The sequence below is a fragment of the Thermus islandicus DSM 21543 genome, assembly GCF_000421625.1.
Lineage (GTDB): Bacteria > Deinococcota > Deinococci > Deinococcales > Thermaceae > Thermus > Thermus islandicus.
On sequence record NZ_ATXJ01000007.1, the window covers coordinates 42,521 to 66,450 of the forward strand.

The window sequence follows — 23,930 nt, forward strand, 5'->3', positions numbered from 1 at the left end:
GGGAGGGTGGGCCTAGGCCAGCTTGAGCCAGTCGGTGATGGCGTTGAACCGGCCGTCCTTGACGCTCGCCCGGTAGAGCTTGGTGTAGGGGATGCGGTGGTTCACGAACTGGAAGCCCCGGGTCAGGCCCATGGCGTTGTAGTCCCCAAGCTTCTCCAGCTGCTCCACCAGCCCGGCGCGGGTGAGCTTCCCCGCCTGGGCTGCCCGGCGCATGGCCTCCGCCACGGCCAGGGCCACGGCCAGGCTCCCCATGTAGTAGGTGGGGCGGTACGAGGCGTCCCGGCCCTTCCGCTGCCGGAACTTGCGCATCTCGTCCACCGCGGGCACCAGGGTGTCGTACCAGTAGGCGTTGTGGTAGGTGACGGTAAAGCCCTCGGCGGCGGGGCCCGCCCGCTGGATGAGGGCAAGCTCTGCGGAGTAGTAGGTGCCCATGAACCGGGCCTCGAGGCCTTGCTCCCGCGCCGTCCGCAGGATCAGGGGCTCGGCGGAAAGGGCGTAGCCCTGGAGGAGGACGAAGTCGGGGTTGGCCCGGCGGAGGTTGAGCACCACAGGGGTGGCGTCGGTGAAGGCGGGAGGGGTGACCTCCTCGTGCACCACCTCCATCCCCAGGGCCTTGGCCCGCTCCTTGGCGTAGGGGATGGGGTCCCGGCCGAACTCGGTGTTGGAGTAGACGAGGGCGATCCGGGCCCGGCCCTTCTGCAGGCGCACCTGGCGCAGCAGTGCCTCCACCATGTCGTTGTAGGTGGGGCCAAAGACGAAGATGGTGGGGTAGGTCTTGGGGTCGGCGAGCTCGTTGGCGAAACTGGTGGCGGAGTAGGGGAGGCCGATCCTGGCGATCTCCGGAGCCAGGGCTTTGGAGAGGCCGGTGGAGTCCCCGTAGACGAAGAGGAGCTCGTCGGCCCTCTCCCGGGAGAGGACCCGGTTGAAGGCCGCCGTTCCCTTGGCCACGTCGTAGCCCGTGTCCTCCACGATGAGCTCCAGCCTGCGCCCGGCGATGCCTCCCAGGACCTCGTTCACGTAGTCCACCCCGTCCACAAACCCCTCCCGTCCGGCGTTTCCGGCGAAGGCGAAGGGGCCGGTGAGGGGTAGGAGGGTGGCGAGCTTCACCGTCCGCGCCTGGGCGGTGGCCACGTAGGGCATCCCCAGGGCCGCCAAGGAACCCACGCCAAGCTTCTTCAGGAACTCCCTGCGCTTCATGCTTTCCCCCTTCCTGGCGGATCGTGGGAGGAAGATACCACACCCTTTTCCTCCCCGCAAGTCCCTTAGGATGAAGGCGTGCGCTGGCACGGGGCTTTCCGCCGTTTTGTCCTCTTAAGGCACTATCGCTTTGCCCGGGAGGTCCTGGTGCCCCACTTCTTTGACGCCCTTACCGCCTATGCCCTGGAGCTCGCTCGGCTTGGCCTCCCCCACGCCCGGGAGGCGGTGGCCGCCCTGAGGGAGCTCCGCACCCTGCCCCTTCCCAGCTTCACCGGGGAGGTGGAGGACGTCTTCTTCTCCATCCAGGCCCAGCTCTCGGAGCACTGGGGGGAGGAGGTGGCGGGGGCCGTGCGCCAGGGGCTTTCCCGGAACGACCTGGACCTCACCGTCTTCCGGGCCTACCTTCGGGACCGGACCCTGGCCCTTCTCGCCGACCTCCTCCGCCTAAGGCGGGAAGCCATCCGCATGGCGGAGCGGGTATGGGCCGTGCCCGTGGTCCTCTACACCCACCACCGCCCGGCCCAGCCCTCCACCTTGGACCACTACCTTCTGGGGGTGGAGGCCCTGCTGTCGCGGGACACAAGGCGGCTTTTCCTGGCGCTGGCCCACGTGAACCGCTCTCCCCTGGGGGCCAGCGCCCTGGCGGGGAGCCCCTACCCCGTGGACCGGAACCGCCTCGCCGCCCTCCTGGGGTTTGACGGGCCGGTGGAGCACACCCTGGACGCGGTGGCCTCGGGGGACTACGCCCTGGAGCTGGCCTTTGCCCTAGGGGGCTTGGGGGCGAGCCTAAGCCGCCTCCTCAGCGACCTCCTGTCCTGGGCGGGGCGGGGGGCCTTTGTGGTGGGGGAGGGGCTTTCCCAGGGCTCCAGCTTAATGCCGCAGAAGCAGAACCCCGTGGTCCTGGAGCACGCCCGCATCTACGCGGGCAGGCTTCTGGGTGGGGCGGGGCCTTTGGCCTTCCTCAACCACAACACCCCCTTTACCGACCTGAACGACCACTCCACCGGGGTCTTGGAGCCCTTGGCCGGGATGCTGGAGGCGGGGGAAGCGGCTTTGGACCTTACCCGGGCGGCCTTAGAGGAGGGTCGGTTCGTGCCCGAGCTTCTCCTGGAGGAGCTCTCCCCCGAGGTCTTGGCCTCGGAGGCGGTGGACCTCCTGGTGCGGAAGGGGGTTCCCCTTCCCGAGGCCTACCGGAGGGTGCGGGGGGCCCTGCCGGGCCTCAAGCCCGAGCGATTGGGGGTAGAGCAGGAGGAGCTTCTCGCCTGGATGGACCTCGAGGCCTTCTTCGCCCGAAGGGAGGTCCTGGGGGGCGTGGGGCCAAAGGCCAGGGCCGAGGCCCTTTCCCGGGCCAAGAAGCGGCTGAAGGAGGACCGGAAGGCCCTAGCGGGCCTCCGGGCCCGGGTGCGCCTGGCGCGGCGCTGGCTGCAGCACCTCCAGCCGGAGGAAGGCCAAAAGGGTGCGGAGGAGAAGAGGCAGGTAAAACCCCAAAAGCAACAGGAAAAGCCCCCAGGCCAGGAGGTGGAAGAGGACACTCTTTAGCCCCTCGGCGAGGCTGTGGGTGGCTAGGGTGAAGGCGGCCAGGGGGAAGACGAGACCCCATAACCCCGGCTGGAAGGCCAGGCGGGTGGGGTGCAGGAGGAGGTTCCCCAGGAGGAGGGCCAAGGCCAGGAGGAGCCACCACCCCCCAAGGCCCCAAAGGACGGTGCCGAAGAGGAGGAAGGCCTCGAGGCTCCCCGGGAAAAGCCCGGCCTCCTTGGCTCCCTGAAGGAGGGACAGGGGGGCTAGGATCCCCACCCCCACCGGGGCCAGGCCGATGAAGAGGGAAGGCACGAGCTCGGGGGCTGGGGGCTCGTGGACATAGAGGCGGCCCAGGAGGGTGGCTCCCACCCAGAGGAAGAGGACCAGGCCAAGCCCCAAGAACATGAGGAGCCAGAAGTAGACCTCTCTGGCCCAGGGGCCCATGAGGGGGAGAAGCGGTCCTCCTGCCAGGGGGACGACGATGGCCGAGACCGGGGGGATAAACCAGGTGCCGTTGGCCGCCTCAAAGGGCAAGCGGAGCCGGGTGAAGACCAGATAGCCGATGAGGAGACTGGTAAGGAGGGTGAGGGGGGCTCCCAGGGCGAAGAGGGTAAGGGCCAGGCCCGGATGCTCCCCTACCCTTAGGCTCGCCAGGCCGAAGAGGAGGAAGGCCAGGGGGAAGGTAGCGTAAAGCTGGGAAAGCAGGGGGTGGTGGAGTTCCTGCCAGACCTGGCCGGGGTAGCGGAGGAGTTTTCCCAGGAAGAAGGCCAGGCTCAGGGTGAAGAGGAGGCCCGTGAGGAGGTAGGCCACAAGGGCCAGGGGGAGGAGGCCGAAGGCCTTGAGGACCAAGGCCGTCCCGCTTCCCCCCATGACCGCGGCGAACCAGGTAGGGTTGAACCACCGCACGCTCATGGGGCCCATTGTGGAATACCGGGGTGGGGTAGGTCAATGCCCCCGGAAGTGCTCCACGGTACGGCGGATCCCCTCCTGAAAGCCTACCTGGGGTTTCCAGCCGTGGGCCATGAGCTTGAGGGGGGAGAGGACGCTCCTTTCCAGGTCCCCGGGTCGCGGCGGAGCATGGATCACCTCCGAAATCTTCCCGGCGGCCTCCGCCACGGCCTTGAGGACCTCCCGCGTGGTGTGCCCCTCCCCGGTGCCCACGTTGTAGACTCCCTCCAAGGAGAAGAGGGCCAGGGTGTGGGCTCGGGCCACGTCTTCCACGTAGATGTAGTCCCGCACGCACCCCTCGTCCCCCGGGGTCCTTCGGGCGTAGAGGGTCACGGGTTCGCCCTTCCGCACCCGCTCGGCGAAGATGGCCACCACCCCCGCCTCCCCGTGGGGGTCCTGCCTGGGCCCGTAGACGTTGCCGTAGCGCAGGGAGGCCCACTTTAGGCCGTAGTTCTGCCCGTAAGCGGAAAGGTAAAGCTCAAAGGCGGCCTTGCTGGCGGCGTAGGGGCTCTTGGGGCGGGGGGGCCAGGTTTCCTCGGCCCTCTCCCCCTCGGGCACCTCCCCGTAGATGGCCCCGCCCGTGGAGGCGAAGACGAGCTTCTCCACGCCATAGCGGCGGCAGGCCTCGAGGAGGTTCATCCCCCCGAGGAGGTTCACCTCAAAGTCCAGGAAGGGGTTTTCCACGCTCACCTTCACCGAGGCCTGGGCCGCCTGGTGGGAGACGTGGGTGGGGCGGAACTCCCGGAAGGTCCGCTCCACCCCCTCCTTGTCCCTAAGGTCCACCCCGAAAAAGGGCACGCCTGGGGGGAGGTTTTCCCGCCTGCCCGTGGAGAGGTTGTCCAGGACCGCCACCTCCACCCCCTCCTTGAGGAGGGCCTCCACGATGTGGCTTCCGATAAACCCTGCACCGCCCGTGACGAGTACGCGCATAAAGCCTCCGGGCCTCTGCCCAGAGCGAGTCTACCAAAAGGGCTAGCCCACCCTCACCTCGGGCTCATGGCCGGGCCGCCACTTGATGGTGCAGCCGATGGCGGGGGCCTCCTTGAGGGGAGGCTCCTGGCTCTGGAGGAGGGCCTCTATGGCGGCCTCGAGGTCGTGGCTTTGCACCTTTTCGGGAAACTTGGGGCTGTCGTTCACCCGGCCGTGGTAGCGGAGCCGCCTCCTCTCGTCAAAGAGGAAGACCTCGGGGGTGCGCAGGGCCCGGTAGGCCTTGGCCACCTCCTGGGTCTCGTCCAGAAGGTAGGGGAAGGGGATCTTGTGCGCCTCGGCAAAGGCCACCATGGCCTCGGGGCGGTCCTCGGGGTAGCGCTCGTAGTCGTTGGGGTTGATGCCCACGAAGGCCACCCTGCCCCGGTACCGTTCCGCCAGGGCTACGAGCTCGCCGATGGAGCCCTTCACGTAGGGGCAGTGGTTGCACATGAAGACCACGGCCAAAAGGGGCTCCGGGAACTGGGAAAGCCTATAGCGCCCGCCCCGGGGGTCGGGGAGCTCGGCGTCTATGAGGGGGCTTTCCAGGGGAAGCTCGGGGTACTGGAGCATGGCCCCAGGGTATCCGGAACCCCCTCCCCTCGGCAAGGGGGGCGGGCGCCTGGGCAAGGCGGCCTCAGCCCTCTATGACCACCGGAAGGATCATGGGGTCGCGGCCTGTGGCCTTCTTCAAGAACTTCTTCACCGGGTAGTAGATGTCGTCCCGGATGCGCTCCAGGGGCTTTTTCTCCCGGATTCCGGAGAGGAGGGCCTCGAGGGCCATCCGGCGCACCTCGCCAAGAAGCCTCTCCCCCGCCTTGACGAAGCCCCGGGAGACCACCTCCACCACCGGGTCCTCCCCCGCCAGGGCGGTGATGACCACGAGCCCTTCCTCCGCCATATGGCGGCGGTCGGCCAGGATCTCCTCGGTGATGTCCCCCACCCCCAGGCCGTCCACGTAGAGGACCCCATGGGGCACGCTCCCCACCTTGTCAAAGGTGTCGCGGGTGAGGCGGTAGATGGCCCCGTTCTCCCCGATCAGGGTCTTCTCCGGGGGGCGGCTCATCCCCTCCGCCAGCCACTTGAGGTTGATCTGGTGGCGCACCTCGCCGTGCCAGGGGAGGAAGAACTTGGGCGTGGTGAGGTTCAGGATCAGCTTCAGCTCCTCCTGGGAGGCATGGCCCGAGGCGTGGACCCGGTAGGTGGGGGGGTAGAGGACATAGGCGCCCAGGGCGTACAGGCGGTTGATGACCCGGTTCACCGCCTCCTCGTTGCCGGGGATGGGGCTACTGGAGAGGATCACCGTGTCCCCGGGTTTGATGGCCATCTTGGCGTGCCCCTCAAAGGCCAGGCGGTGGAGGACGGACATGGGCTGGCCTTGGCTCCCCGTGGCCAGGATCAGGACCTGGTGGTCGGGAAGGTCCATGACCTCCTCGAGGGTGTAAAGCCGCTCCCTCACCTTGAGGTAGCCCAGCTCCATGGCGATCCGGCTGAACCGCACCATGCTCCGCCCCTCCATGGCCACCTTGCGCCCGTACTTCTCCGCCGCCCAGATCACCGACTGGATGCGGTGGATGTGGCTGGCGAAGGTGGTGACGAAGACCCTACCCGGGGCGCGGCCGATGACCCGGTCCAGCTCCTTGGCGATCTCCATCTCGCTCGGGGTGTACCCCGGCCTCTCCGCGTTGGTGGCGTCGGCGATGAGGAGCAAGACCCCCTCCGCCCCCGCCTGGGCCACCTTGGCCAGATGGGAGACCTGGCCGTCAATGGGGGTGGGGTCCAGCTTGAAGTCCCCCGTGTGCACGATGGTGCCGATGGGGGTGCGGATGACCACCCCGGAGTTGTCGGGGATGGAGTGAGTCATCCGGAATAAATCCAGGGTAAAGTACCGACCGACCTGGATGCGGTCGTCGGGGGAGACCTCCTTGAGCTGGAAGCTCCCTGGCCTTAGCCCGAACTCCTCCAGCTTGCCCCGAAGAAGCCCCAGGGTGAGCCGGGCCCCGTAGATGGGCACGGGGCTCTCCTTGCCGAAGACCATGGGGAGGAGGAAGGGAAGCCCCCCGATGTGGTCCTCGTGGCCGTGGGTCAGCACCCAGGCCTTGATGAGGTGGCGGTGCTCCAGGAGGTAGTCCACCCGGGGAATGAGGAGATCCACCCCCGGCATCCCCTCGCCGGGGAAGGCCAAGCCTCCGTCCAGGACGAAGATCTCGTCCCGGTAGCGGAAGGCGGTGATGTTCTTGCCGATTTCCCCCATCCCCCCTAGGGGGATGATCTCCACGGGGTCTGGGCCTCCCCCCCCAGGGGGCTGCCCCTCGTGCGGGCGCCGGCGCCGCCTTTTTCTGGGTCTCCGTTCCTGGTTCTCCATAGGCCTCCTTTTCCCGGCGGGTCCGGGTGGGTTTCGGCAAGCCCCCGGGGTTAGCGCCGCCTCGGGGGGATCTTGCCCTCCAGCTCGGGGCGGATCAGGTCAATCTTGCCCTTTTCGTCAATCCGGTGGACCTTGACCTTGATCACGTCCCCCACCTTCAAGTGGTCCTCCACCCGCTCCACCCGGCCCGGGGCGATCTGGCTGATGTGGAGAAGCCCTTCGGTGCCGGGGAAGAGGCTGATGAAGGCCCCGAAGGGGGTGATCCGGGTGACCGTGCCCTCGTAGACCTCGCCCACCTTGGCCTCGCGGGTGAGCTCCTCTATGCGCCTTTTGGCCTTCTCGGCCGCCTCGAGGTCGCTGGAGTAGATGCGCACCGTTCCGTCCTCCGCGATGTCCACCTCTACCCCGAGCTCCTCTAGGGCCCGGACGTTCTTGCCCCCGGGGCCGATGACCAGGCCGATCTTCTCCACGGGGACCTTGAGGGCGAGGATCCTGGGGGCGAAGGGCTTGAGCTCGGGGCGGGGGGCGGGGAGGACCGTCTCCATCAGGTCCAGGATCTTGAGCCTGGCCTCCCTCGCCTGAAGCAGGGCCTCCTTGAGCACCTCGCGGGGAAGCCCGCCCACCTTGTTGTCCATCTGCAGGGCGGTGACGCCCTTGCGGGTGCCCGCTACCTTGAAGTCCATGTCCCCAAGGGCGTCCTCCAGGCCCAGGATGTCCGTGAGGACCACCGCCCGGTTCCCCTCCCAGACAAGGCCCATGGCCACCCCGGCCACGGGGGCCCGGATGGGCACTCCCGCGTCCATCAGGGCGAGGCACCCGGCGCAAACGGTGGCCATGGAGCTAGAGCCGTTGGACTCCAGGACGTCCCCCACCACCCGCACCGTGTAGGGGAAGGCGTCCTCCTCGGGCATCACCGCCTTGAGGGCCCGCTTGGCCAGGTTCCCGTGGCCCACCTCCCGCCTCGAGGGGCCCCGGAGGCGCTTCACCTCCCCGGTGGAGAAGGGGGGGAAGTTGTAGTGCACCAGGAACTTCTCCGTTTCGTCTATGCCCAGGTCGTCAATGATCTGCTCGTCCCGGCCTGTGCCCAGGGTCACGGTGCCCAGCACCTGGGTCTCCCCCCGGGTGAAGACGGCGGAGCCATGGGCCCGGGGCAGGACATCCACCTCTATCCAGATGGGCCTCAGGTCCTGGGGGCCCCGGCCATCCGCCCGCCGGCCCTCCTCCAGAACGAGGCGCCTGAGCTCCTTCCGCACCACCTCCTCAAAGGCGCTTTGGTAGAGGGGCTTTTGGCTCTCGTCCGGGGTGCCGTCCTCCTTCTTGGGCAGGGCCTCGGCGATCAGGGCCTCGGCGAAGGCCGAAAGGGCCCGGCTTCGCTCCCCCTTGCTCGCGGTCTGGAGCACCTGGGAGAGGCCCCGCTCCAGGGCCAGCCGGTAAAGGGCCTCCTTCGCCTCCTCGGAGAGGCTCTCCGGGGGCGTCCAGGCCATCTTGGGCTTGGCCAGGTCCCGGGCCATCTGCTCCTCTAGCTCCAGGATGGGCTGCATCTTTTGGTGGGCGAACTCCAGGGCCTGGACCAGGAGCTCCTCGTCCACCTCCCTGGCCCCGGCCTCCACCATGAGGATGGCCTCCCGGCTTCCCGCCACCACCAGGTCCAGGGCGCTCTCCTCCAGCGCCTCGAGGGTGGGGTTCAGGACCAGCTGGCCCCCAAGGAGCCCCACGCGCACAGCGGCGATGGGCCCTTCCCAAGGGATCTCGGAAAGCATCAGGGCGGCGCTCGCCGCGATGGGGCCCAGGATGTCCGGGGGGTTTTTCTGGTCGGCGGAGAGCACGGTGACGATCACCTGCACCTCGTGGCGGAAGCCCTTGGGGAAGAGGGGCCTTATGGGGCGGTCCGTCATGCGGGCCGAGAGGATGGCCTTCTCCCCCGGGCGGCCCTCCCGGCGCATGAAGCTTCCCGGGATCTTGCCGGCCGCGTAGTGGCGCTCCTCAAACTCCACCGTGAGGGGGAGGAAGTCCGCCTCCACCGGCCTTTCCGAGGCCTGGGCCGTGGCGAGGACCACCGTGTCCCCGTAGCGCACCAGGACCGAACCCGAGGCCTGCTTGGCGTACTTGCCCGTCTCCAGGACCAGCCTGCGCCCGGCGATCTCCGTCTCGTAGCGATAGCCTGCTGGGGTGTGGGGTGTGGCTTGCGGCATGGCGCTCCTCAAGCGAAGGGCGGAGCCCTATGGCCCCGCCCCCGACCTGCCCTTCAGTTTACTTCCTAAGGCCCAACTTCTCAACCAGGGCCCTGTACCGCTCGGGGTCTTCCCGCTCCAGATAGCGGAGGAGCCTCCGCCGCTTTCCCACCAGCATGAGGAGGCCCCGGTGGGAGTGATGGTCGTGCTTGTGGGCCTTGAGGTGCTCGGAAAGGCGGTTGATCCTCAAGGTGAGCAAGGCCACCTGGACCTCGGTGCTCCCCGTGTCCCCGGGGAAGCGGGCGAACTCCTGGATGATCTTCTCCTTCTCTTCTTTGGCGATGGGCATCTTCTCCTCCGTCAGGGGGGAAGGCGCTAAGGCCCCTTCCTCCTCAGAGGCCCCGGGTCCACCCCGAAGGCCTTACCCAGGATAGGCGGCCCGCTTCCCCCCGTCAACCAGGAAGAGGAGAAGGGCCAGGAGGGCGAGGCCCGCCCCCGTGCCGAAGGCGGCCCGGGGGCCCAGGGCTTGCCACAGGAGGCCGAAGAGGAGGCTTGCCGGGAGGAGGAGAAGCCCCGTGAGGGTATGGTAGAGGCCAATGGCGCTCGCCCTTTCCTCCGCGGGCACCAAGGTGGCCAGGTAGGCCCGGCTCGCCCCTTCAAAGGCCGCAGAGTAGAGGGCGTAAAGGAGGAGGAAGGCCACCCCAAAGGGGGCCGAGGGCGCCAGGGCGAAGCCCAGGTAGACCAGGGCGTAGAGGCCATACCCCAGGGCCACCACCCGCCTCAGCCCCACCCGGTCCGCCAGGCCGCCAAGGGGGTAGGAGAGGAGGGCGTAAAGCAGGTTGTAAAGGGTGTAGGCCAAGGTGACCGCCCGCTCCTCGAGGCCCAGCCCTTTAAGCCGCAGCAGCACAAAGGCGTTGGAGGAAAGGGCCAGGGCAAAAAGGCCCGAGACCAGAAGGAACCGGCGGTAGCCCCGGTCCATCCGGGAAAGCCGCAAAGGGGGAAGGACCCTTTGGGGCCTCGGAGGCTCCCGCAAGGCGAGGAGAAGGGAGGCAGCGAGGAGGGCGGGGACGGCAGAAAGCCAGAACACCCCCCGCACCCCCACCCAGGGCAGGAGGAGAAAGGCCAGGAGGGGGCCGAGGGTGGCTCCCAGGGTGTCCAGGCCCCGGTGGAGGCCGTAGGCCCGGCCCAAGGCCTCCCTAGGGACGCTTTCGGCGATGAGGGCGTCCCTGGGGGCGGTGCGGAGGCCCTTCCCCGTGCGGTCTAAGAAGCGGTAGAGGAGCACCTGCCAGGGGCTTTGCGCCAGGGCCAGGATGGGGCGGAAGAGGGCGGGTAGGCCGTAGCCCAAAAGGAGGAGGGGCCGCCTCCTTCCTAGCCGGTCCGAAACCCTCCCCCCCACCACCTTGAACAGGCTCGCCGTGGCCTCGGCCACGCCCTCCACCAGGCCGATGACCCCAGGCCCTGCCCCCAGGCCCGAAAGGAAGAGGGGGAGGAGGGGGTAGACCATCTCGCTGGCCACGTCCATGAGGAAGCTCACGAGGCCCAGCAGGTAGACCAAGGGGGGAAGTCTCACGGCCGCTACCTCCAGAAAAGCCTAAGCAAAAAAGGCTCGGGCAACACCATGAGAAGGGAAAGGGGGTCCAGGGGGGCTGGGGCGAGGAGGGCGGGGCCTTGGGCGGTGGGGAAAGGAAGGGGAAGGGTCCGGGTGAGGGCGAAAAGGAGAAGAAAGGCTAGGGAAAGCCCCACGCCCGCCTTCCCGACCAGGGGGGCGAAGGGCGGGTCCTCCTCGGGGTACATGAAGTGGAGGAGGAGGAGCCCAAAGGCGTAGGTGGCCTTCAGGGCGAGAAACCCCAAGAAGACTTGCCCGTAAACGTAGTATTCGGAGACGAGTCCGTACCGGACGGCCTGGGCCTCCGAGACTCCGAGGGCGCTCCCGCAAAGCCCCGGCCCTAGGCTCTCGGAGAGGCCCAAGCCCAGGAACTGGAGGAGGAAGGGCAGAAGCTCTAAGGCCGCCACCTGGGGAGCGCGGGAAAGAAGCCTCATCCTCAAAAGTCTCCCCCTCCCAGAGGGAGGGGATCAAGGGACACCCGGCTTCCCTACCAGAGCCTTAGGCCGGGGACCGGGTTCATATGGCTGAAGAGCTGGACCAGGGTGGGCCCATAGGCCAGCACCACCAGGACCGCGGCCAGGGCAAACCAGAACCCGATGCGGTCCATGGCCCGGACGAGCCTCCGGTCCTCGGGGCCGGAGAGGACCTCGGCAAAGGGAAGGGGAGCGTGGGCGAGCTCGGGGCGCCTTTCCCGGCCCAAAAGGACGCTGAAGAAGCCGTAGACGAAGAGGAGGAGGGCCACCAGCAAGACGATGCCCGCCACCGCGTTGAAGACCATGGGGAGGGCGGCCTGGGGGTAGGCGTCCGGCACCTGGGCGATATGGGCCCGCCGGGGGACCCCCAGAAGCCCCGCCCAATGGAGGCCCACCGCCATCAGCATCATGCCGAGGAACCAGAGCCACACCACCGCCAGGCCGAGCCGCCTCTGCCCGTCAGCGATGGGCTTGCCCGTGAGGTTGGGGAGGAGCCAGTAGAGGGAGCCCATGGCGGTGAGGGTGACGAGGCTCGCCACCTGCAGGTGGAAGTGGCCCGGCACCCAGGCGGTGTTGTGGACCACGTAGTCCAGGGTGAAGCTGGCGTTCACGATGCCCCCCGCCCCTCCCGGGATGAAGCCCAGGAGGCCCAGGACCGGGGCCACGAAGGCAGGGTTGTCCCAGGGGAGGGTCCGGATCCAGCCCAAAAGCCCCCGGCCCCCCCGCATCCTGCCGGCGAGCTCGAGGCTCGCCGCCAGGGTGAAGGCGGTCATGAGGCTTGGCACTGCCACGAACATGGTGAGGACGGAGTGGACCAGCTTCCAGGTGGGGTCAATGCCGGGGTCAGCGAACTGGTGGTGGAAGCCCACGGGGGTGGAAAAGAGGAGGAAGAGGAGGAAGACGAGGCGGGCTATAGGGTCGGAGACGAGCTTTCCCCCCGCCTGCTTGGGAAGGATGGTGTAGAGGATGGCGTAGGCGGGAAGGAGCCAGAAGTAGACGATGGGATGGCCCGTCCACCAGAAGAGGGTGCGGGCAACAAGGGGGTCCGCACCCTCCACCAGGCCGAAGGACCAGGGCAAAAGAAGGAGGACGGACTCCAGCACGAGGCCGAGGGAGGCGAGGAACCACATGAGCCAGAAGGTCACGGCCATGTAGGTGACCAAGGGGGTCACCTTGCCGGGGTTCTCTGCCTTCCACCGCCGCCAGAGGTCCAGGACGAGGTAGATGCTCACCCAGCTGGAGAGGACGAAGACGCTTGCCCCCAGGTAGAAGGCCCAGTGGCCCTTGAGGGGCGGGTAAAAGGTGTAAAGGACCGTGGCCTCGTTGGCCAGGAGGGGAAGGGCCGCCAGGAGAAGACCCAGGAAGGCCATCCACCAGGAGAGCCACATGAGGCCCATCCTGGGGCGCAGGTTGAGCTCCCGGGCAGGAAGGTAGACCATGACGGCCTGGGCGAAGAGCTGGGTGAAGACGATGGCGTTCAGGACGCCGTGAAGGGTGAGGCCCTGGTAGTAGGACTGGACGAAGGGGAGAAGGCGCTTGAGGAGGGGGTAGGCGTCCACGTTCCCGTAGTTCAGGGCCTGGAAGGGGCCCATAAGGCTCCCCACGATCACGGCCAGGAAGCCCAGGACCAGGAAGTAGAGGGTGGCCTTCTTCTCCGGGTAGGCCTCATAGACCCGGCTGATCTCACCTGTAAATACCGCCATGACTCACTCCTTCACCACGATCTTGCCGAACATGTTTTGGTGGCCGACCCCGCAGTACTGGTTGCAGATGATCCGGTACTCGCCCGCCTTCTTGAAGGTGTAGCGCACCGTGGAGACCTCGCCCGGGAGCACCTCCACGTTGAGGTTGGTGCCTTCCACGTAAAAGCCGTGGATCACGTCTGGGCTCGTGATCTTGAAGACGATCTCGGCTCCCTTGGGCACCTCAATGGGGTTGGGCTGATAGCCGAAGGCAAAGGCCAGGACGTGGACGGTGTACTGATGGGGGCCGGTCTGGACCACCGCCTGGGCGGGATCGGCCCAAGGGCCCTCGGTGCGCACCTTGGTGGGGTCCACCCGCTCCAGCTTCCCTGCCGGGATCACGCCCGAGGTATGAGTGACCAAGGTGTAGCCGATGAGGGCAAGGAAGGCGAAGAGCATCACCAGGGAAAAGGCCAGCCAGGCCTTTTCGTAGGCCAGGATGGCCCGGTGGGCCCTGTGCTCGTCCATCATGCCCTACCCCCGTGCGAGAAAGAGGACGTAGACCCCAAGCCAAAAGACCAGGATCGTGAGGGCGAGAACCGTGATGACTCCGAGGGCGCCGATGGGTTTCTCCTCCATATCCACCTCCTTGCGGCATCGCGCATACACCCTCATGTTAGGGGAGAAAAGGAGGTACATTTGTCCCCCTGAGAAAGGCTTTTCGGGACTTTTGTCCCTGCGGACGTGGTACCCGTTAGGGGTAATGTCACCTCAGGCGGGCTTGCGCCCGCGTGGGGGCCGCGGTAGCAGGTCCCCGTAAGGTTTGGGCCTAGGAGTGCAGGTACCAAAAGCAAAATGGGTTGGGCGCGGGGAACCCCCACGCCCTTCTCGGCACCAAAGGCCTCAGGTGCTTCCCACGCGGGCGAGCACCAGCCGGCTGACCTCCCTCAGGGTCTCAAAAACCCCTTTACCCTCGGTGGCCACGGCTTCAAAGACGGGGAAGCGCCCTTCTGGGTCCACCACTGCCTGGACCATCTCCACGGGGAGGGCGTCGGGCAGGTCGCGCTTGTTGACCTGGAGGACTACGGGAAGGTCCTCCACCCTCAGGCCATACTCCGCCAGGTTTTCCCGCATGTTGCGCATGCTCTCGGCGTTGGCCCTAAGGCGGTTTGGGGCGGAGTCGGCCACGAAGACGATGCCGTCCACTCCCCTTAGGATGAGCTTGCGGCTGGCGTTGTAGAAGACCTGGCCCGGCACGGTGTAAAGGTGGAAGCGGGTCTTGAAGCCCTTGACCTCGCCTAGGTCCAGGGGCAGGAAGTCAAAGAAGAGGGTGCGCTCGTCCTCGGTGGCCAGGGAGACCATCTCCCCCTTGCGCCCCTCCGGGATCTTGCTGTAGACCCACTTCAAGTTGGTGGTCTTCCCCGAAAGCCCTGGGCCGTAGTAGACGATTTTGAAGTTGATCTCGCGGTTCGCGAAGTTGATGGTGCTCATGCTAGTTTCCGAAGAGCTCGCCCAAAAGGGCGTTGACGCCTTCCCGGTACTCCGTGTCCAGGGTGAGCTTAGGCGGGTGGGCCAGGGCCTCCTGGGCGATCCCGGCCAGGCCCTCCGCCGCCCGCTTGCCGTAGAGCTTCACCTTGCCCAGGGGGGCCCCCTCATCAAAGACGAGGACCAGAAGGGCGTGCTCCCCGGCCTCGTCCACGTAGAGGCCCATGCGCTCCCCCTGGTGGACCACCTCCTGGAACCGGGCTTCCCCTAGGAGCTTGGCCAGGGCCTGGGTCGCCGCGGCGTTTCCCGCCACCAGGGTGGCGAGGGAGTCCAGGGGGGGAGGCTTCGGGGCCCAGAGGGCCTCCTTGTGGGCCAGGACGAACCCCTTGCGGTCTATGAGGAGGGCGTAGCGGGCCCCGGTTTCCCTGAGGGTGTCCTCGAGGAGGTCCAGGGCCCGCTCGTAGAGGGCCCCGTAGAGGACCAGGGAGGGTTCCACCATAGTATGCTCAGTCTACCATGGAGGCTTTTCTTGAGGAGGCAAGGCGTCTTCTTGCGGAGCTTGTGGCCCTGCCCACGGTGAGCGCCGAGGGACGGGCCTTGAGGGAGGGGGCGGCGAGGGTGGCCGAGGTTCTGGAGGGCCTCGGCCTCGAGGCCGCCCTTCACGAGGGCTACGGCCCCCCGGTGGTCTTCGCCGAGGGCGGGGTGGGGGAGAGGACCCTTCTCTTCTACAACCACTACGACGTCCAGCCCCCGGACCCCCTCAGGCTTTGGGCTACCGCCCCCTTCGCCCTCACCGAGCGGGACGGGGCCTGGTGGGGCCGGGGGGCCCACGACGACAAGGGGGAGCTCGTGGCCCGGGTGATGGCCCTAAAGCTCTTCAAGGAGCGGCATGGCTTCCTCCCCCGGGTGAAGTTCGTGGTGGAGGGGGAGGAGGAGGTGGGCAGCCCCCACCTCGAGGCCTACGTGGCCGACAAGAGGGACCTGTTGCAGGCGGACGCCATCCTTTGGGAGGCGGGGGGCGTGGACGCGCAGGGGAGGCCTTACCTCTACGCCGGGCTCAAGGGGATCGTGGCCCTGGAGCTAAGGGTGCGGACGGCGGCCTTTGACCTGCACTCCTCCTACGGGGCGGTGGTGGAAAACCCCATCTACCGCTTGGCCCGGGCCTTGGCCTCCCTGAGGGACGAGGAGGGGAGGGTTTTGATCCCGGGCTTTTACGACCGGGTCCGCCCCCTCACCCCTTTGGAGAGGGAGGTGCTGGCCGAGATCCCAGACGAGTCCGAGGCCCTTAAGGAGGCCTTCGGCGTGGGGGGCTTCCTGGGCGGGGCCAGGGGCCTGGAGTTTAACCGGCGGCTTTACACCGAGCCCTGCGTCAACTTTAACGGCGTCCACGCCGGGTACGGAGGCCCCGGCTCCAAAACGGTCCTCCCGGCGGAGGCCTTGGCCAAGCTGGACTTCCGCCTCGTGCCCGACCAGGACCCGGAGGAGATCCCCGCCCTCCTCCGGGCCCACCTCGAGGCCCAAGGCTTCCACGACGTGGAAGTGCAGGTCCTGGAAAAGGGGGAAAGGCCTGCCCGCTCAGACCTCGCCCACCCCTTCGTGAAGCTCGCTCGGGAGGCCCTGGAGGAGGCCTTCGGGGCGAGGGCGGTCCTCTACCCCAGCATGGCGGGCTCAGGGCCCATGTACCCCTTCCTCCACCACCTGAAGGCCCCGGCGGTAGGCCTCGGCGTGGGCTACCCGGGAAGCCGGGTCCACAGCCCCAACGAGCACATCCGCATCCGGGACTTTGAGCGGGGGGTGCGGGCCATCCTGCGCCTCTTAGAGCTCTTCTTCTTGGGCCGTTAGAAGTCTTGAGTTGCGCCCTTCGCCTGGGGCGCTTAGGCTTTTGGGGTATGCGCCTCGTCTTCGGCGAGCGGGACACCCCTTACGCCGAGGCCCGGGTGGTGGTCCTGCCCGTGCCCTACGACCTTTCCCTTTCCTTCCTCCCGGGGGCCCGGAGGGGTCCCGAGGCCATCCTCTTGGCGAGCCGGGAGCTGGAGCCCTTCCTCCTGGAGCTGGGGGTGGCCCCCGAGGAGGTGGGGATCTACGCCTCGGAGCCGGTCCCTTGGGTGGCGGGAAGTGCGGAGGAGAGCCACCGGCGGATCTGCGAAGCGGCCCTCGCCCACCTCCGGGCGGGGAAGTTCGTGGTGGCCCTCGGGGGGGACCACTCCATCGCCTATCCCCTGGTCCGGGCCCACCGGGAGGCCTTGGGGGAGTTTTCCCTCCTCCACATTGACGCCCACGCCGACCTCTACCCCGAGTGGCAGGGCTCGGTCTACTCCCACGCCTCGCCCTTTTACCGCCTTCTCCAAGAGGGCTTTCCCCTGGTGCAGGTGGGGATCCGGGCCATGGACCAAGACTCCCTGCGCTTGGCCCGGGAGAGGGGTGTAGCCCTCTTCCCGGCCCACCGGATTCACCGAGAGGGGCTTCCCCTGGAGGAGATCCTTTCCGCCCTGGGGAAGCGGGTCTACATCTCCTTGGACTTTGATGCCTTAGACCCCTCGGTGATGCCCAGCGTGGGCACTCCCCTTCCCGGGGGGCTCTCCTACCGCCAGGCGGTGGACCTCCTCGAGGCCGTCTTCCGGGCGAAGGAGGTGGTGGGGATGGACTTCGTGGAGCTCTCCCCAAACGGCCAGTTCCACGCCGAGATGACCGCGGCCCAGCTGGTCTACCACGCCATCGGCCTGAAGGGGCTTCAGGCGGGGTGGCTGGCCCGGGAGGCGGACCACATTTAGCCCTGGGCCTTCCCCTTAGCCTTGGGGCATGCGCCCCGGGCTCTGGCTCCCCTTCCTCCTTGCCCAGGCCCTGGCCCAGGTTCTCACCCTGCCCGAGCTACGCCAGCGGACCTACGGAGAGGGGGGGTTCCGGGTGGAGCGTACCCTAGAGGAGCGCCCCCGCTTCACCCGGGTCCAGTTCTCCCACCTCTCGGACGGCCTTCGGGTCCACGGCTTCGCCAACCTGCCCAAGGGCAAAGGGCCCTTCCCGGTGGTGGTGGTTCTCCACGGCTACGTGGAGCCGAGCCGCTACCGCCTCCTCGCCTACACCACCCCCTACGCCGACTTCCTGGCGGAGAGGGGCTTCCTCGTCCTCCACCCCAACTACCGGGGCCATCCCCCCTCGGAGGGCCCCCCCGCCCGGGGCCTCCGCCACCCCTACGCCGTGGACGTGCTGAACCTGCTCGCCGAGGTGCGAAAAGGGGTCTTCCCCCAGGCGGATCCCGCCCGCCTCGCCCTCTTCGGCCACTCCATGGGAGGCGGCGTGGCCCAGCTCGTGAGCCTGGTGGACCCCGCTTTAAAAGGCGTGGTCCTCTACGGGAGCATGAGCGGGGACGAGCGGAGGAACCTGGAGCGGATCCGCTACTGGTCGGGGGGAGCTCGGGGAGGAGAGCTTTTCACCCTGCCGCCCGAGGCCCTCCGGCAGGCCTCCGCCTGGACCTATCTGGCGGAGCTTTCCGTGCCCTTCAGCGTCCACCACGGCCTTTACGATCTAGAGGTGCCGCCGGAATGGTCCTTTGAGCTTTGCCGCAGGCTCAAAGTCCTTAAGAAGCCCGTGGAGTGCTTCCACTACCCCGGGGGCCACCTCTTCCGGGGGCAGGTGGACCAGGCCTTTCGCAAAAGGGCGCTTTCCTTCCTCCTGCGGGTCTTGCGCTAGGCTTTGAGGGATGGCCGCGTTTTTTGCGAACCTTCCCGCCCTCCTCCTGGCCTTGGCTTTTGGGGCTGCGGTCTTGGGCGTGCTGGCTGGGCTCCTAGGCGCCAAACGGGTCTGGCCCCTCTTCGCCTTGGCCCTGGGTCTTTTCCTCCTCGCCCTTTTCCTCCGTGTAGAATAGCCCTCCGTGGCCAAGCGGGTGGTTTCCGTTTCCCTGGGCAGTAGCCGCCGCGACTCCGTGGCCGAGGTGGAGGTCCTGGGGGAGAGGGTGGTGCTGGAAAGGCGGGGAACCGATGGGGACTTCCAAGGGGCCCTCTGCCTGATCCGGGAGTTGGACGGGAAGGTGGACGCCATCGGCCTGGGGGGGATTGACCTCTACCTGGTGGCGGGCGGGCGGCGCTATGCGATCCGGGACGCCCGGAGGCTGAAGGAGGCCGCCAAAAGGACCCCGGTGGTGGACGGCTCGGGCCTCAAGCACACCCTGGAGCGCCGGGCCATTTACGAGCTGGCTTCCCTCATTGACTGGAGGCGCACCCGGGTGCTCGTGCCCTCCGCCGTGGACCGCTTCGGCCTGGCGGAGGCCCTGGAAGGGGTGGGGGCCCGGGTCCTTTACGGGGACTTCATCTTTGCCCTGGGGCTGCCCATTCCCCTTTACCGCCTCTCCTTCCTGCAGAAGCTGGCCTTTGTCCTCCTGCCCCTCCTCACCCAGCTCCCCTTTGGCCTCCTCTACCCCACGGGGAAGGAGCAGGAGCGGCAGGTGCGGGACTGGCGGGCCCGCTACTACCGCTGGGCCGACCTGGTGGCAGGGGACTGGCACTACCTCCGGCGCTACATGCCCGAGGACATGCGGGGCAAGACCGTCCTCACCAACACCACCACCCTCGAGGACCTGGAATTCCTGAAGGCCCGGGGCGTGGCCCGGCTCATCACCACCACCCCCCGCCTGGGGGGGCGGAGCTTCGGCACCAACGTGATGGAGGCCATGCTCGTGGCCCTGGCCGGCCGGGAGCTTGGGGAGGAGGACTACCTCCGGTATATTGACCTCTTAGGGCTCACACCCCAGGTTCTGGACCTGGATGGGGCCCGCAAGCAGGAGGGAGCATGATCAGCGTGACCGATCTACGCCCGGGAACCAAGGTGAGGATGGAGGGCGGGCTTTACGAGTGCGTGGAGTACCAGCACCAGAAGCTGGGCCGGGGCGGGGCCAAGGTGGTGGCCAAGTTCAAGAACCTGGAGACGGGGGCCACGGTGGAGCGCACCTTTAACTCGGGGGAGAGGTTGGAGGACATTTACGTGGAGACCCGCGAGCTCCAGTACCTCTACCCGGAAGGGGACGACCTGGTCTTCATGGACCTGGAGACCTACGAGCAGTTCCACGTCCCCAAGGAGCGGGTGGAGGCCGCCCGCTTCCTGAAGGAGGGGATGACGGTGCTCGCCGACATGTACGAAGGCCGTCCCCTCAAGGTGGTCCCGCCCACGGTGGTGGAGCTCAAGGTGGTGGACACGCCTCCCGGGGTCCGAGGGGACACGGTCTCCGGGGGGAGCAAGCCCGCCACCCTGGAAACCGGGGCTGTGGTCCAGGTCCCCCTCTTCGTGGAGCCGGGGGAGGTCATCAAGGTGGACACCCGGACCGGGGAGTACGTGGGCCGGGCTTAGGCCCCTCCCCAGGGCTGGGCTCCCCGTTTCGGGGTAAGCTTTAGGCCACGAGGTGCGCCCATGACGCCGAAAGAGCTTAGGCAGATCCTTCAGGCCCTGGTGGAGCACGGGGTGAGCGAGCTTACCCTGGAAACCCCCGATTACAAGCTCACCGTGCGCCGCGGCGGGGAGGTGCAGATGGTGGCCGTGCCCCAGGTGGTGGCCGCGCCTGCCCCGGCGGCCGCGCCGATCCCGGCGGCCGTACCGGAGCTCGCCCCTGCGCCGCCCTCTGCCCCTAAGGGGGCTACCCCGCCCGAAGAGGACGCCTGCCCGGGGTGCGTGGAGGTCCGCGCTCCCATCGTGGGTACCTTCTACCGGGCCCCCGCCCCCGACGCGCCCCCTTACGTCCAGGAAGGGGACCGGGTGGAGAAGGGGCAGGTCCTTTGCATCATCGAGGCCATGAAGCTGATGAACGAGATTGAGTCCGAGGTCTCGGGCATCGTGCGCAAGATCCTGGTCCAAAACGGGGAGCCCGTGGAGTACGGACAGCCCCTCTTCCTCATCCAGCCCGTATGAAGAAGGTGCTCATCGCCAACCGGGGCGAGATCGCCTTAAGGATCATCCGGGCGGCCAGGGAGCTCGGCCTCAAGACCGTGGTGGCCCACTCCACCGCCGACGAGAAGAGCCTGCCCGTGCTCCTTGCCGACGAGGCCATCTGCGTGGGGCCGCCCCCCTCGGGCCAGAGCTACCTCAACATCCCCAACCTCCTCTCGGCGGCCATCGTCACGGGGGCGGACGCCGTCCACCCGGGCTACGGATTCTTGGCGGAGAACGCCACCTTCGCGGAGATGTGCCGGGAGCACGGCCTCACCTTCATCGGCCCCACCCCGGAGAACATGAGGGCCCTGGGCGACAAGGCCACGGCCCGGAAGGTGGCCCGGGAGGTGGGGGTGCCCACGGTTCCGGGCACGGACGAGGTGGAGAGCGTGGCCGAGGCCAAGCGGGCGGCCCAGGAGATCGGCTACCCCGTGATCCTCAAGGCGAGCGCGGGGGGCGGGGGGCGGGGCATGCGGGTGGTCCACACCGAGGAGGAGCTGGAACGGGCCGTCCAGCAGGCCCAGGAGGAGGCCCGGGCCGCCTTCGGCAACCCCGCCGTCTACCTGGAGAAGTACATAGAGGAGCCCAAGCACATTGAGATCCAGGTCCTGGGGGACGGGGAGCGGGTGATCCACCTCTGGGAGCGGGACTGCTCCATCCAGCGCCGCCACCAGAAGCTTTTGGAGGAGGCCCCTAGCCTTTTGCCCCTGGAGACCCGGCAGGCCATCGCCGAGGCGGCGAGGAGGCTTGCGGAGCACGTGGGCTACGTCTCCGCGGGGACGCTGGAGTTCCTGGTGGACAAGGAGGGGAACTTCTACTTCATTGAGATGAACACCCGCATCCAGGTGGAGCATCCCGTTACGGAGATGATCACCGGGATTGACCTGGTGCAGGCCCAGTTCCGCATCGCCGCCGGGGAAAAGCTTTGGCTTAAGCAGGAGGACGTTGAGGTTCGGGGCCACGCCATAGAGGTGCGGGTGAACGCCGAGGACCCCGAGAAGGGCTTCCGGCCTTCCATCGGCAAGGTGGAGACCCTGCTCTTCCCCGGAGGTCCCGGCATCCGGGTGGACAGCCACCTCTATGCGGGCTACCAGATCCCGCCCCACTACGACAGCCTCATCGCCAAGATCCTCGCCTGGGCGCCCACCCGAGAGGAGGCCATAAGGCGCATGGAGCGGGCCCTTTCGGAAACGGTCATTGAGGGGCCTGGCCTCAAGACCACCATCCCCTTTCACCAGAAGGTGCTCCAGAACGCCTTCTTCCGCCGGGGGGCCGTGTACACCAACTTCGTGGCCCGGCGCATGGAGGTGTAGACTGGGCCTGTGATGGTGGACTACGAGATCAGCGACCAGGCCCTCGAGGGCCTGGTGACGCATGCCCTTTCCGGCCTCGAGGGGGTCCGCCTCTTGGAGGCGCCCCGTTCCTTGGGGGAGGTGTTCCGCCGGACGAAGCCCGTCAAGGTGGAGCGTTCTCCGGAGGGGCTTTCCGTGGACCTCGTCCTCTCCGTGGACTACGGGGTGGCCATCCCGGAGCTGGCCCGCGAGGTGCAGCGCTCCGTGGCCGAGGCCCTCTTCCTGGCTACGGGCCAAAAGGTGAGGGCGGTGAACCTCACCGTGGCCCAGGTGGAGTACCGGCAGGGAGGCCATGCGTAGGCGGGCACGGGAGCTGGCCATGCGGGCCCTCTTCGCCCACACCCAAGGCGGCGTGGAGCTGGAGGAGGCCCTGCGCCACGCCCTGGAGGAGATGGGGGGGGAGGAGGACCCCTACGGCGACCCCCTGGACGAGGAGGGCGTGGCCTTTGCCCGGAGGCTCCTTGAGGGCTACAAGGCCCACCAGGAGGAGGTGGACCGCCTCTTGAGACAGACGGTGGAGGGCTGGGACTTCGCCCAGATGTCCAAGACCGACCTCACCGTGCTCCGCCTGGCCGCCTACGAGATGCTCTACGAGCCCACCCCCTATGCCCCCCTCATAGAGGTGGCGGTGAAGATCGCCAACCGCTACGGGGGCGAGCATTCCGGGGCCTTTGTGAACGGGGTTCTGGGTAGGCTCTACCGGCGCATCCGGGAAGGGGAGGTCCAGGCCGTGCCCAAGGAGGATTAAATGACGGAAACCCGACTGCTCTTGGGCCACGCGGCGGCCGAAGCCCTGTATGGGGAGCTTAGGGAGACCCTGAGGACCCTCCCCTTCGTCCCCTCCCTGAGGGTGCTCCGCCTGGGGGAGGATCCCGCCTCCGTGGCCTACGTGCGCCTCAAGGACAAAAGGGCCAGGGAGCTTGGCCTGAAGAGCGCGGTGGAGGTCTACCCCCACGACCTTCCCGAAGAAGCCCTTCTGGAGAGGATTGCGGAGCTCAACGGGGACGAGGGCGTGGATGGGATCCTGGTCCAGCTCCCCCTTCCGCCCCATATCCGAACGGAGCGGGTCCTCGAGGCCATCTCTCCCCTTAAGGACGTGGACGGCTTCCACCCGGTGAACGTGGGGCGGCTCTGGAGCGGGGGGGAGGGGCTTTTCCCCTGTACCCCTTTGGGGGTGGTGCGCCTTCTGAAGCACTACGGGGTGGAGCTTAGGGGGAGGGAGGTCGTGGTCATCGGCCGCTCCAACATCGTGGGCAAACCCATGGCTGGCCTTCTTCTCCGGGAGGACGCCACCGTGACCCTGGCCCACTCCCGCACCCAGGACCTTCCCCAGGTGGCCCGGCGGGCCGAGGTCCTGGTGGTGGCCGTGGGCCGGCCCTACCTGGTGCGGAGGGACTGGGTGCGTCCTGGGGCGGTGGTGGTGGACGTGGGGGTGAACCGGGTGGACGGGAGGCTGCTCGGCGACGTGCACCCCGAGGTGGCGGAGGTGGCCTCGGCCCTGACCCCGGTGCCCGGGGGGGTGGGCCCCATGACCGTGGCCATGCTCATGGCCAACACCGTGAAGGCAGCCCTTTTGCGCCGGCATGGAGCTTTTCGCTAACCACGTCTTCTGGACGGCCGTCCTCGCCAACCTCGTGGCCCAGACCCTTAAGCTCCTCTTCTACTACCGCCTCGAGGGCCGCTTCCAGTGGGAACGCTTTCTGGAGACGGGGGGCATGCCCTCCACCCATTCCGCCACGGTGAGCGCCTTGGCGGTGAGCGTGGGCCTGAACGAGGGCTTTGACAGCGCCCTCTTCGCCGTGGCCGCCGTTTTTGCCCTCATCGTCATGTACGACGCCACGGGCATCCGCCGGGCTGCGGGCCTCCACGCCCAACTCCTCAATCAGCTGGTGCAGGAGCTGCAGAAGCTGGTGGAGCGGGGCTTCGCCCAGGAGCCCCTGAAGGAGCTCCTAGGCCACACCTACCTCGAGGTCTTCGTCGGGGCCCTCCTTGGGCTTTTGGTGGCCCTTGGGGTTCACGCCCTTCTCCCCGCCTGGTAGAAGGCCAGGCTCTGGCCCAGGAGGAAGACGAGAAGGCCCAAGGCGGGAGCGAGGAAGAAGACGAAGAAGCTCACGAAAAGCGCCAAAAGGAGGGGCAAAAGGGGTTTTTTGAAGCGGTGGAAGATGAAGAGGTTCAAAAGCCCAAAGAAGGAGAGGACCAAGAGGGCGGCCGTTTCCACAGGGGGCCATTCTAGGGGACCGCGCCCTGGCCTGGC

Annotated in this window: 27 protein-coding genes and 1 pseudogene; 13 read left to right on the top strand and 15 right to left on the bottom strand. The window is 67.7% G+C overall.

Going from position 1 to position 23,930, the window contains the following annotated elements; genetic code table 11:
- Positions 1–12 precede the first annotated feature (12 nt).
- A complete protein-coding gene (locus H531_RS0107970; protein WP_022798826.1) occupies positions 13–1,197 on the bottom strand; it encodes an ABC transporter substrate-binding protein in 1,185 nt (394 codons plus the stop codon).
- Positions 1,198–1,275: 78 nt separating this feature from the next.
- Here H531_RS0107970 and H531_RS0107975 point away from each other — a divergent pair, with 78 nt between their 5' ends.
- On the top strand, positions 1,276–2,736 hold the full coding sequence (locus tag H531_RS0107975) for a lyase family protein (protein ID WP_022798827.1): 1,461 nt from the start codon (positions 1,276–1,278) through the stop codon (positions 2,734–2,736).
- On the opposite strand, the pseudogene H531_RS14795 reads toward H531_RS0107975, so the two are convergent.
- The 13 genes and pseudogenes from H531_RS14795 to mglB form a co-directional block, all read right to left on the bottom strand.
- Positions 2,710–3,636: pseudogene (locus H531_RS14795) on the bottom strand (SLAC1 family transporter); the annotation flags it as partial. The gene H531_RS0107975 and the pseudogene H531_RS14795 overlap by 27 nt on opposite strands.
- A gap of 24 nt (positions 3,637–3,660) precedes the next feature.
- Positions 3,661–4,593 carry an SDR family oxidoreductase gene (locus H531_RS0107990; protein WP_022798830.1) on the bottom strand — a complete coding sequence of 311 codons (933 nt, stop codon included), beginning with the start codon at positions 4,591–4,593 and terminating at the stop codon, positions 3,661–3,663.
- A 42-nt stretch (positions 4,594–4,635) separates the two neighbouring features.
- Positions 4,636–5,202: a thioredoxin family protein gene (locus tag H531_RS0107995; protein WP_022798831.1), complete on the bottom strand. Its 567-nt coding sequence runs from the start codon at positions 5,200–5,202 to the stop codon at positions 4,636–4,638.
- Positions 5,203–5,266: 64 nt separating this feature from the next.
- Complete coding sequence (locus H531_RS0108000) at positions 5,267–6,994, bottom strand: ribonuclease J (RefSeq protein ID WP_022798832.1); 1,728 nt, start codon at positions 6,992–6,994, stop codon at positions 5,267–5,269.
- Positions 6,995–7,044: 50 nt separating this feature from the next.
- The gene (gene pnp, locus H531_RS0108005) at positions 7,045–9,186 is read right to left on the bottom strand and encodes a polyribonucleotide nucleotidyltransferase (RefSeq protein ID WP_022798833.1); all 2,142 of its coding nucleotides are present in this window, start codon (positions 9,184–9,186) and stop codon (positions 7,045–7,047) included.
- A gap of 58 nt (positions 9,187–9,244) precedes the next feature.
- Positions 9,245–9,514: a 30S ribosomal protein S15 gene (gene rpsO, locus H531_RS0108010; protein WP_022798834.1), complete on the bottom strand. Its 270-nt coding sequence runs from the start codon at positions 9,512–9,514 to the stop codon at positions 9,245–9,247.
- Between the two features lie 72 nt (positions 9,515–9,586).
- Complete coding sequence (locus tag H531_RS0108015) at positions 9,587–10,735, bottom strand: MFS transporter (RefSeq protein WP_022798835.1); 1,149 nt, start codon at positions 10,733–10,735, stop codon at positions 9,587–9,589.
- Between the two features lie 5 nt (positions 10,736–10,740).
- The gene (locus H531_RS0108020) at positions 10,741–11,205 is read right to left on the bottom strand and encodes a hypothetical protein (RefSeq protein WP_028490735.1); all 465 of its coding nucleotides are present in this window, start codon (positions 11,203–11,205) and stop codon (positions 10,741–10,743) included.
- A 53-nt stretch (positions 11,206–11,258) separates the two neighbouring features.
- Positions 11,259–12,947 carry a cbb3-type cytochrome c oxidase subunit I gene (locus H531_RS0108025; RefSeq protein ID WP_022798836.1) on the bottom strand — a complete coding sequence of 563 codons (1,689 nt, stop codon included), beginning with the start codon at positions 12,945–12,947 and terminating at the stop codon, positions 11,259–11,261.
- A gap of 3 nt (positions 12,948–12,950) precedes the next feature.
- Complete coding sequence (locus tag H531_RS0108030; protein ID WP_022798837.1) at positions 12,951–13,457, bottom strand: cupredoxin domain-containing protein; 507 nt, start codon at positions 13,455–13,457, stop codon at positions 12,951–12,953.
- A gap of 3 nt (positions 13,458–13,460) precedes the next feature.
- Entirely contained in the window at positions 13,461–13,565 is a 105-nt protein-coding gene (locus H531_RS0108035; protein WP_028490736.1) for a cytochrome c oxidase subunit 2A, read from the bottom strand.
- A gap of 264 nt (positions 13,566–13,829) precedes the next feature.
- Positions 13,830–14,417 carry a GTPase MglA gene (mglA, locus tag H531_RS0108040; RefSeq protein ID WP_022798839.1) on the bottom strand — a complete coding sequence of 196 codons (588 nt, stop codon included), beginning with the start codon at positions 14,415–14,417 and terminating at the stop codon, positions 13,830–13,832.
- A 1-nt stretch (position 14,418) separates the two neighbouring features.
- Complete coding sequence (mglB, locus tag H531_RS0108045; protein ID WP_022798840.1) at positions 14,419–14,910, bottom strand: GTPase-activating protein MglB; 492 nt, start codon at positions 14,908–14,910, stop codon at positions 14,419–14,421.
- A gap of 17 nt (positions 14,911–14,927) precedes the next feature.
- On the opposite strand from mglB, the gene H531_RS0108050 reads away from it, so the two are divergent.
- Genes H531_RS0108050 through H531_RS0108105 form a run of 12 tightly spaced genes read left to right on the top strand, consistent with a single transcriptional unit; the run spans position 14,928 to position 23,715 of the window.
- Positions 14,928–16,253, top strand: a complete 1,326-nt coding sequence (locus tag H531_RS0108050; RefSeq protein ID WP_022798841.1) for a M20/M25/M40 family metallo-hydrolase — start codon at positions 14,928–14,930, stop codon at positions 16,251–16,253.
- A 47-nt stretch (positions 16,254–16,300) separates the two neighbouring features.
- Positions 16,301–17,182 carry an agmatinase gene (speB, locus tag H531_RS0108055; protein ID WP_022798842.1) on the top strand — a complete coding sequence of 294 codons (882 nt, stop codon included), beginning with the start codon at positions 16,301–16,303 and terminating at the stop codon, positions 17,180–17,182.
- A 28-nt stretch (positions 17,183–17,210) separates the two neighbouring features.
- Positions 17,211–18,098, top strand: coding sequence for an alpha/beta hydrolase family protein (locus H531_RS0108060; RefSeq protein WP_022798843.1), 888 nt, complete (start codon positions 17,211–17,213; stop codon positions 18,096–18,098).
- Positions 18,099–18,108: 10 nt separating this feature from the next.
- Positions 18,109–18,273, top strand: a complete 165-nt coding sequence (locus tag H531_RS14490) for a hypothetical protein (protein ID WP_022798844.1) — start codon at positions 18,109–18,111, stop codon at positions 18,271–18,273.
- 6 nt (positions 18,274–18,279) lie between these two features.
- Positions 18,280–19,197, top strand: a complete 918-nt coding sequence (locus H531_RS0108070) for a DUF8754 domain-containing protein (protein WP_022798845.1) — start codon at positions 18,280–18,282, stop codon at positions 19,195–19,197.
- Positions 19,194–19,748 (top strand): elongation factor P, encoded by a 555-nt coding sequence (gene efp / locus H531_RS0108075; RefSeq protein WP_022798846.1) that lies wholly within the window; start codon positions 19,194–19,196, stop codon positions 19,746–19,748. The genes H531_RS0108070 and efp overlap by 4 nt, the downstream gene beginning before the upstream one ends.
- 60 nt (positions 19,749–19,808) lie before the next feature.
- On the top strand, positions 19,809–20,303 hold the full coding sequence (gene accB, locus H531_RS0108080; RefSeq protein ID WP_022798847.1) for an acetyl-CoA carboxylase biotin carboxyl carrier protein: 495 nt from the start codon (positions 19,809–19,811) through the stop codon (positions 20,301–20,303).
- Positions 20,300–21,637, top strand: a complete 1,338-nt coding sequence (gene accC / locus H531_RS0108085) for an acetyl-CoA carboxylase biotin carboxylase subunit (RefSeq protein WP_022798848.1) — start codon at positions 20,300–20,302, stop codon at positions 21,635–21,637. The genes accB and accC overlap by 4 nt, the downstream gene beginning before the upstream one ends.
- A gap of 12 nt (positions 21,638–21,649) precedes the next feature.
- The gene (locus H531_RS0108090; protein ID WP_028490737.1) at positions 21,650–21,976 is read left to right on the top strand and encodes an Asp23/Gls24 family envelope stress response protein; all 327 of its coding nucleotides are present in this window, start codon (positions 21,650–21,652) and stop codon (positions 21,974–21,976) included.
- Positions 21,969–22,424 carry a transcription antitermination factor NusB gene (gene nusB / locus H531_RS0108095; protein ID WP_022798850.1) on the top strand — a complete coding sequence of 152 codons (456 nt, stop codon included), beginning with the start codon at positions 21,969–21,971 and terminating at the stop codon, positions 22,422–22,424. Before H531_RS0108090 ends, nusB begins: the two co-directional genes overlap by 8 nt.
- On the top strand, positions 22,425–23,276 hold the full coding sequence (locus H531_RS0108100; protein WP_022798851.1) for a tetrahydrofolate dehydrogenase/cyclohydrolase catalytic domain-containing protein: 852 nt from the start codon (positions 22,425–22,427) through the stop codon (positions 23,274–23,276).
- Positions 23,260–23,715 carry a divergent PAP2 family protein gene (locus H531_RS0108105; RefSeq protein ID WP_022798852.1) on the top strand — a complete coding sequence of 152 codons (456 nt, stop codon included), beginning with the start codon at positions 23,260–23,262 and terminating at the stop codon, positions 23,713–23,715. Before H531_RS0108100 ends, H531_RS0108105 begins: the two co-directional genes overlap by 17 nt.
- Here the strand turns inward: H531_RS0108105 and H531_RS0108110 are convergent.
- Entirely contained in the window at positions 23,691–23,894 is a 204-nt protein-coding gene (locus H531_RS0108110) for a hypothetical protein (RefSeq protein ID WP_022798853.1), read from the bottom strand. The genes H531_RS0108105 and H531_RS0108110 overlap by 25 nt on opposite strands.
- Positions 23,895–23,930 lie beyond the last annotated feature (36 nt).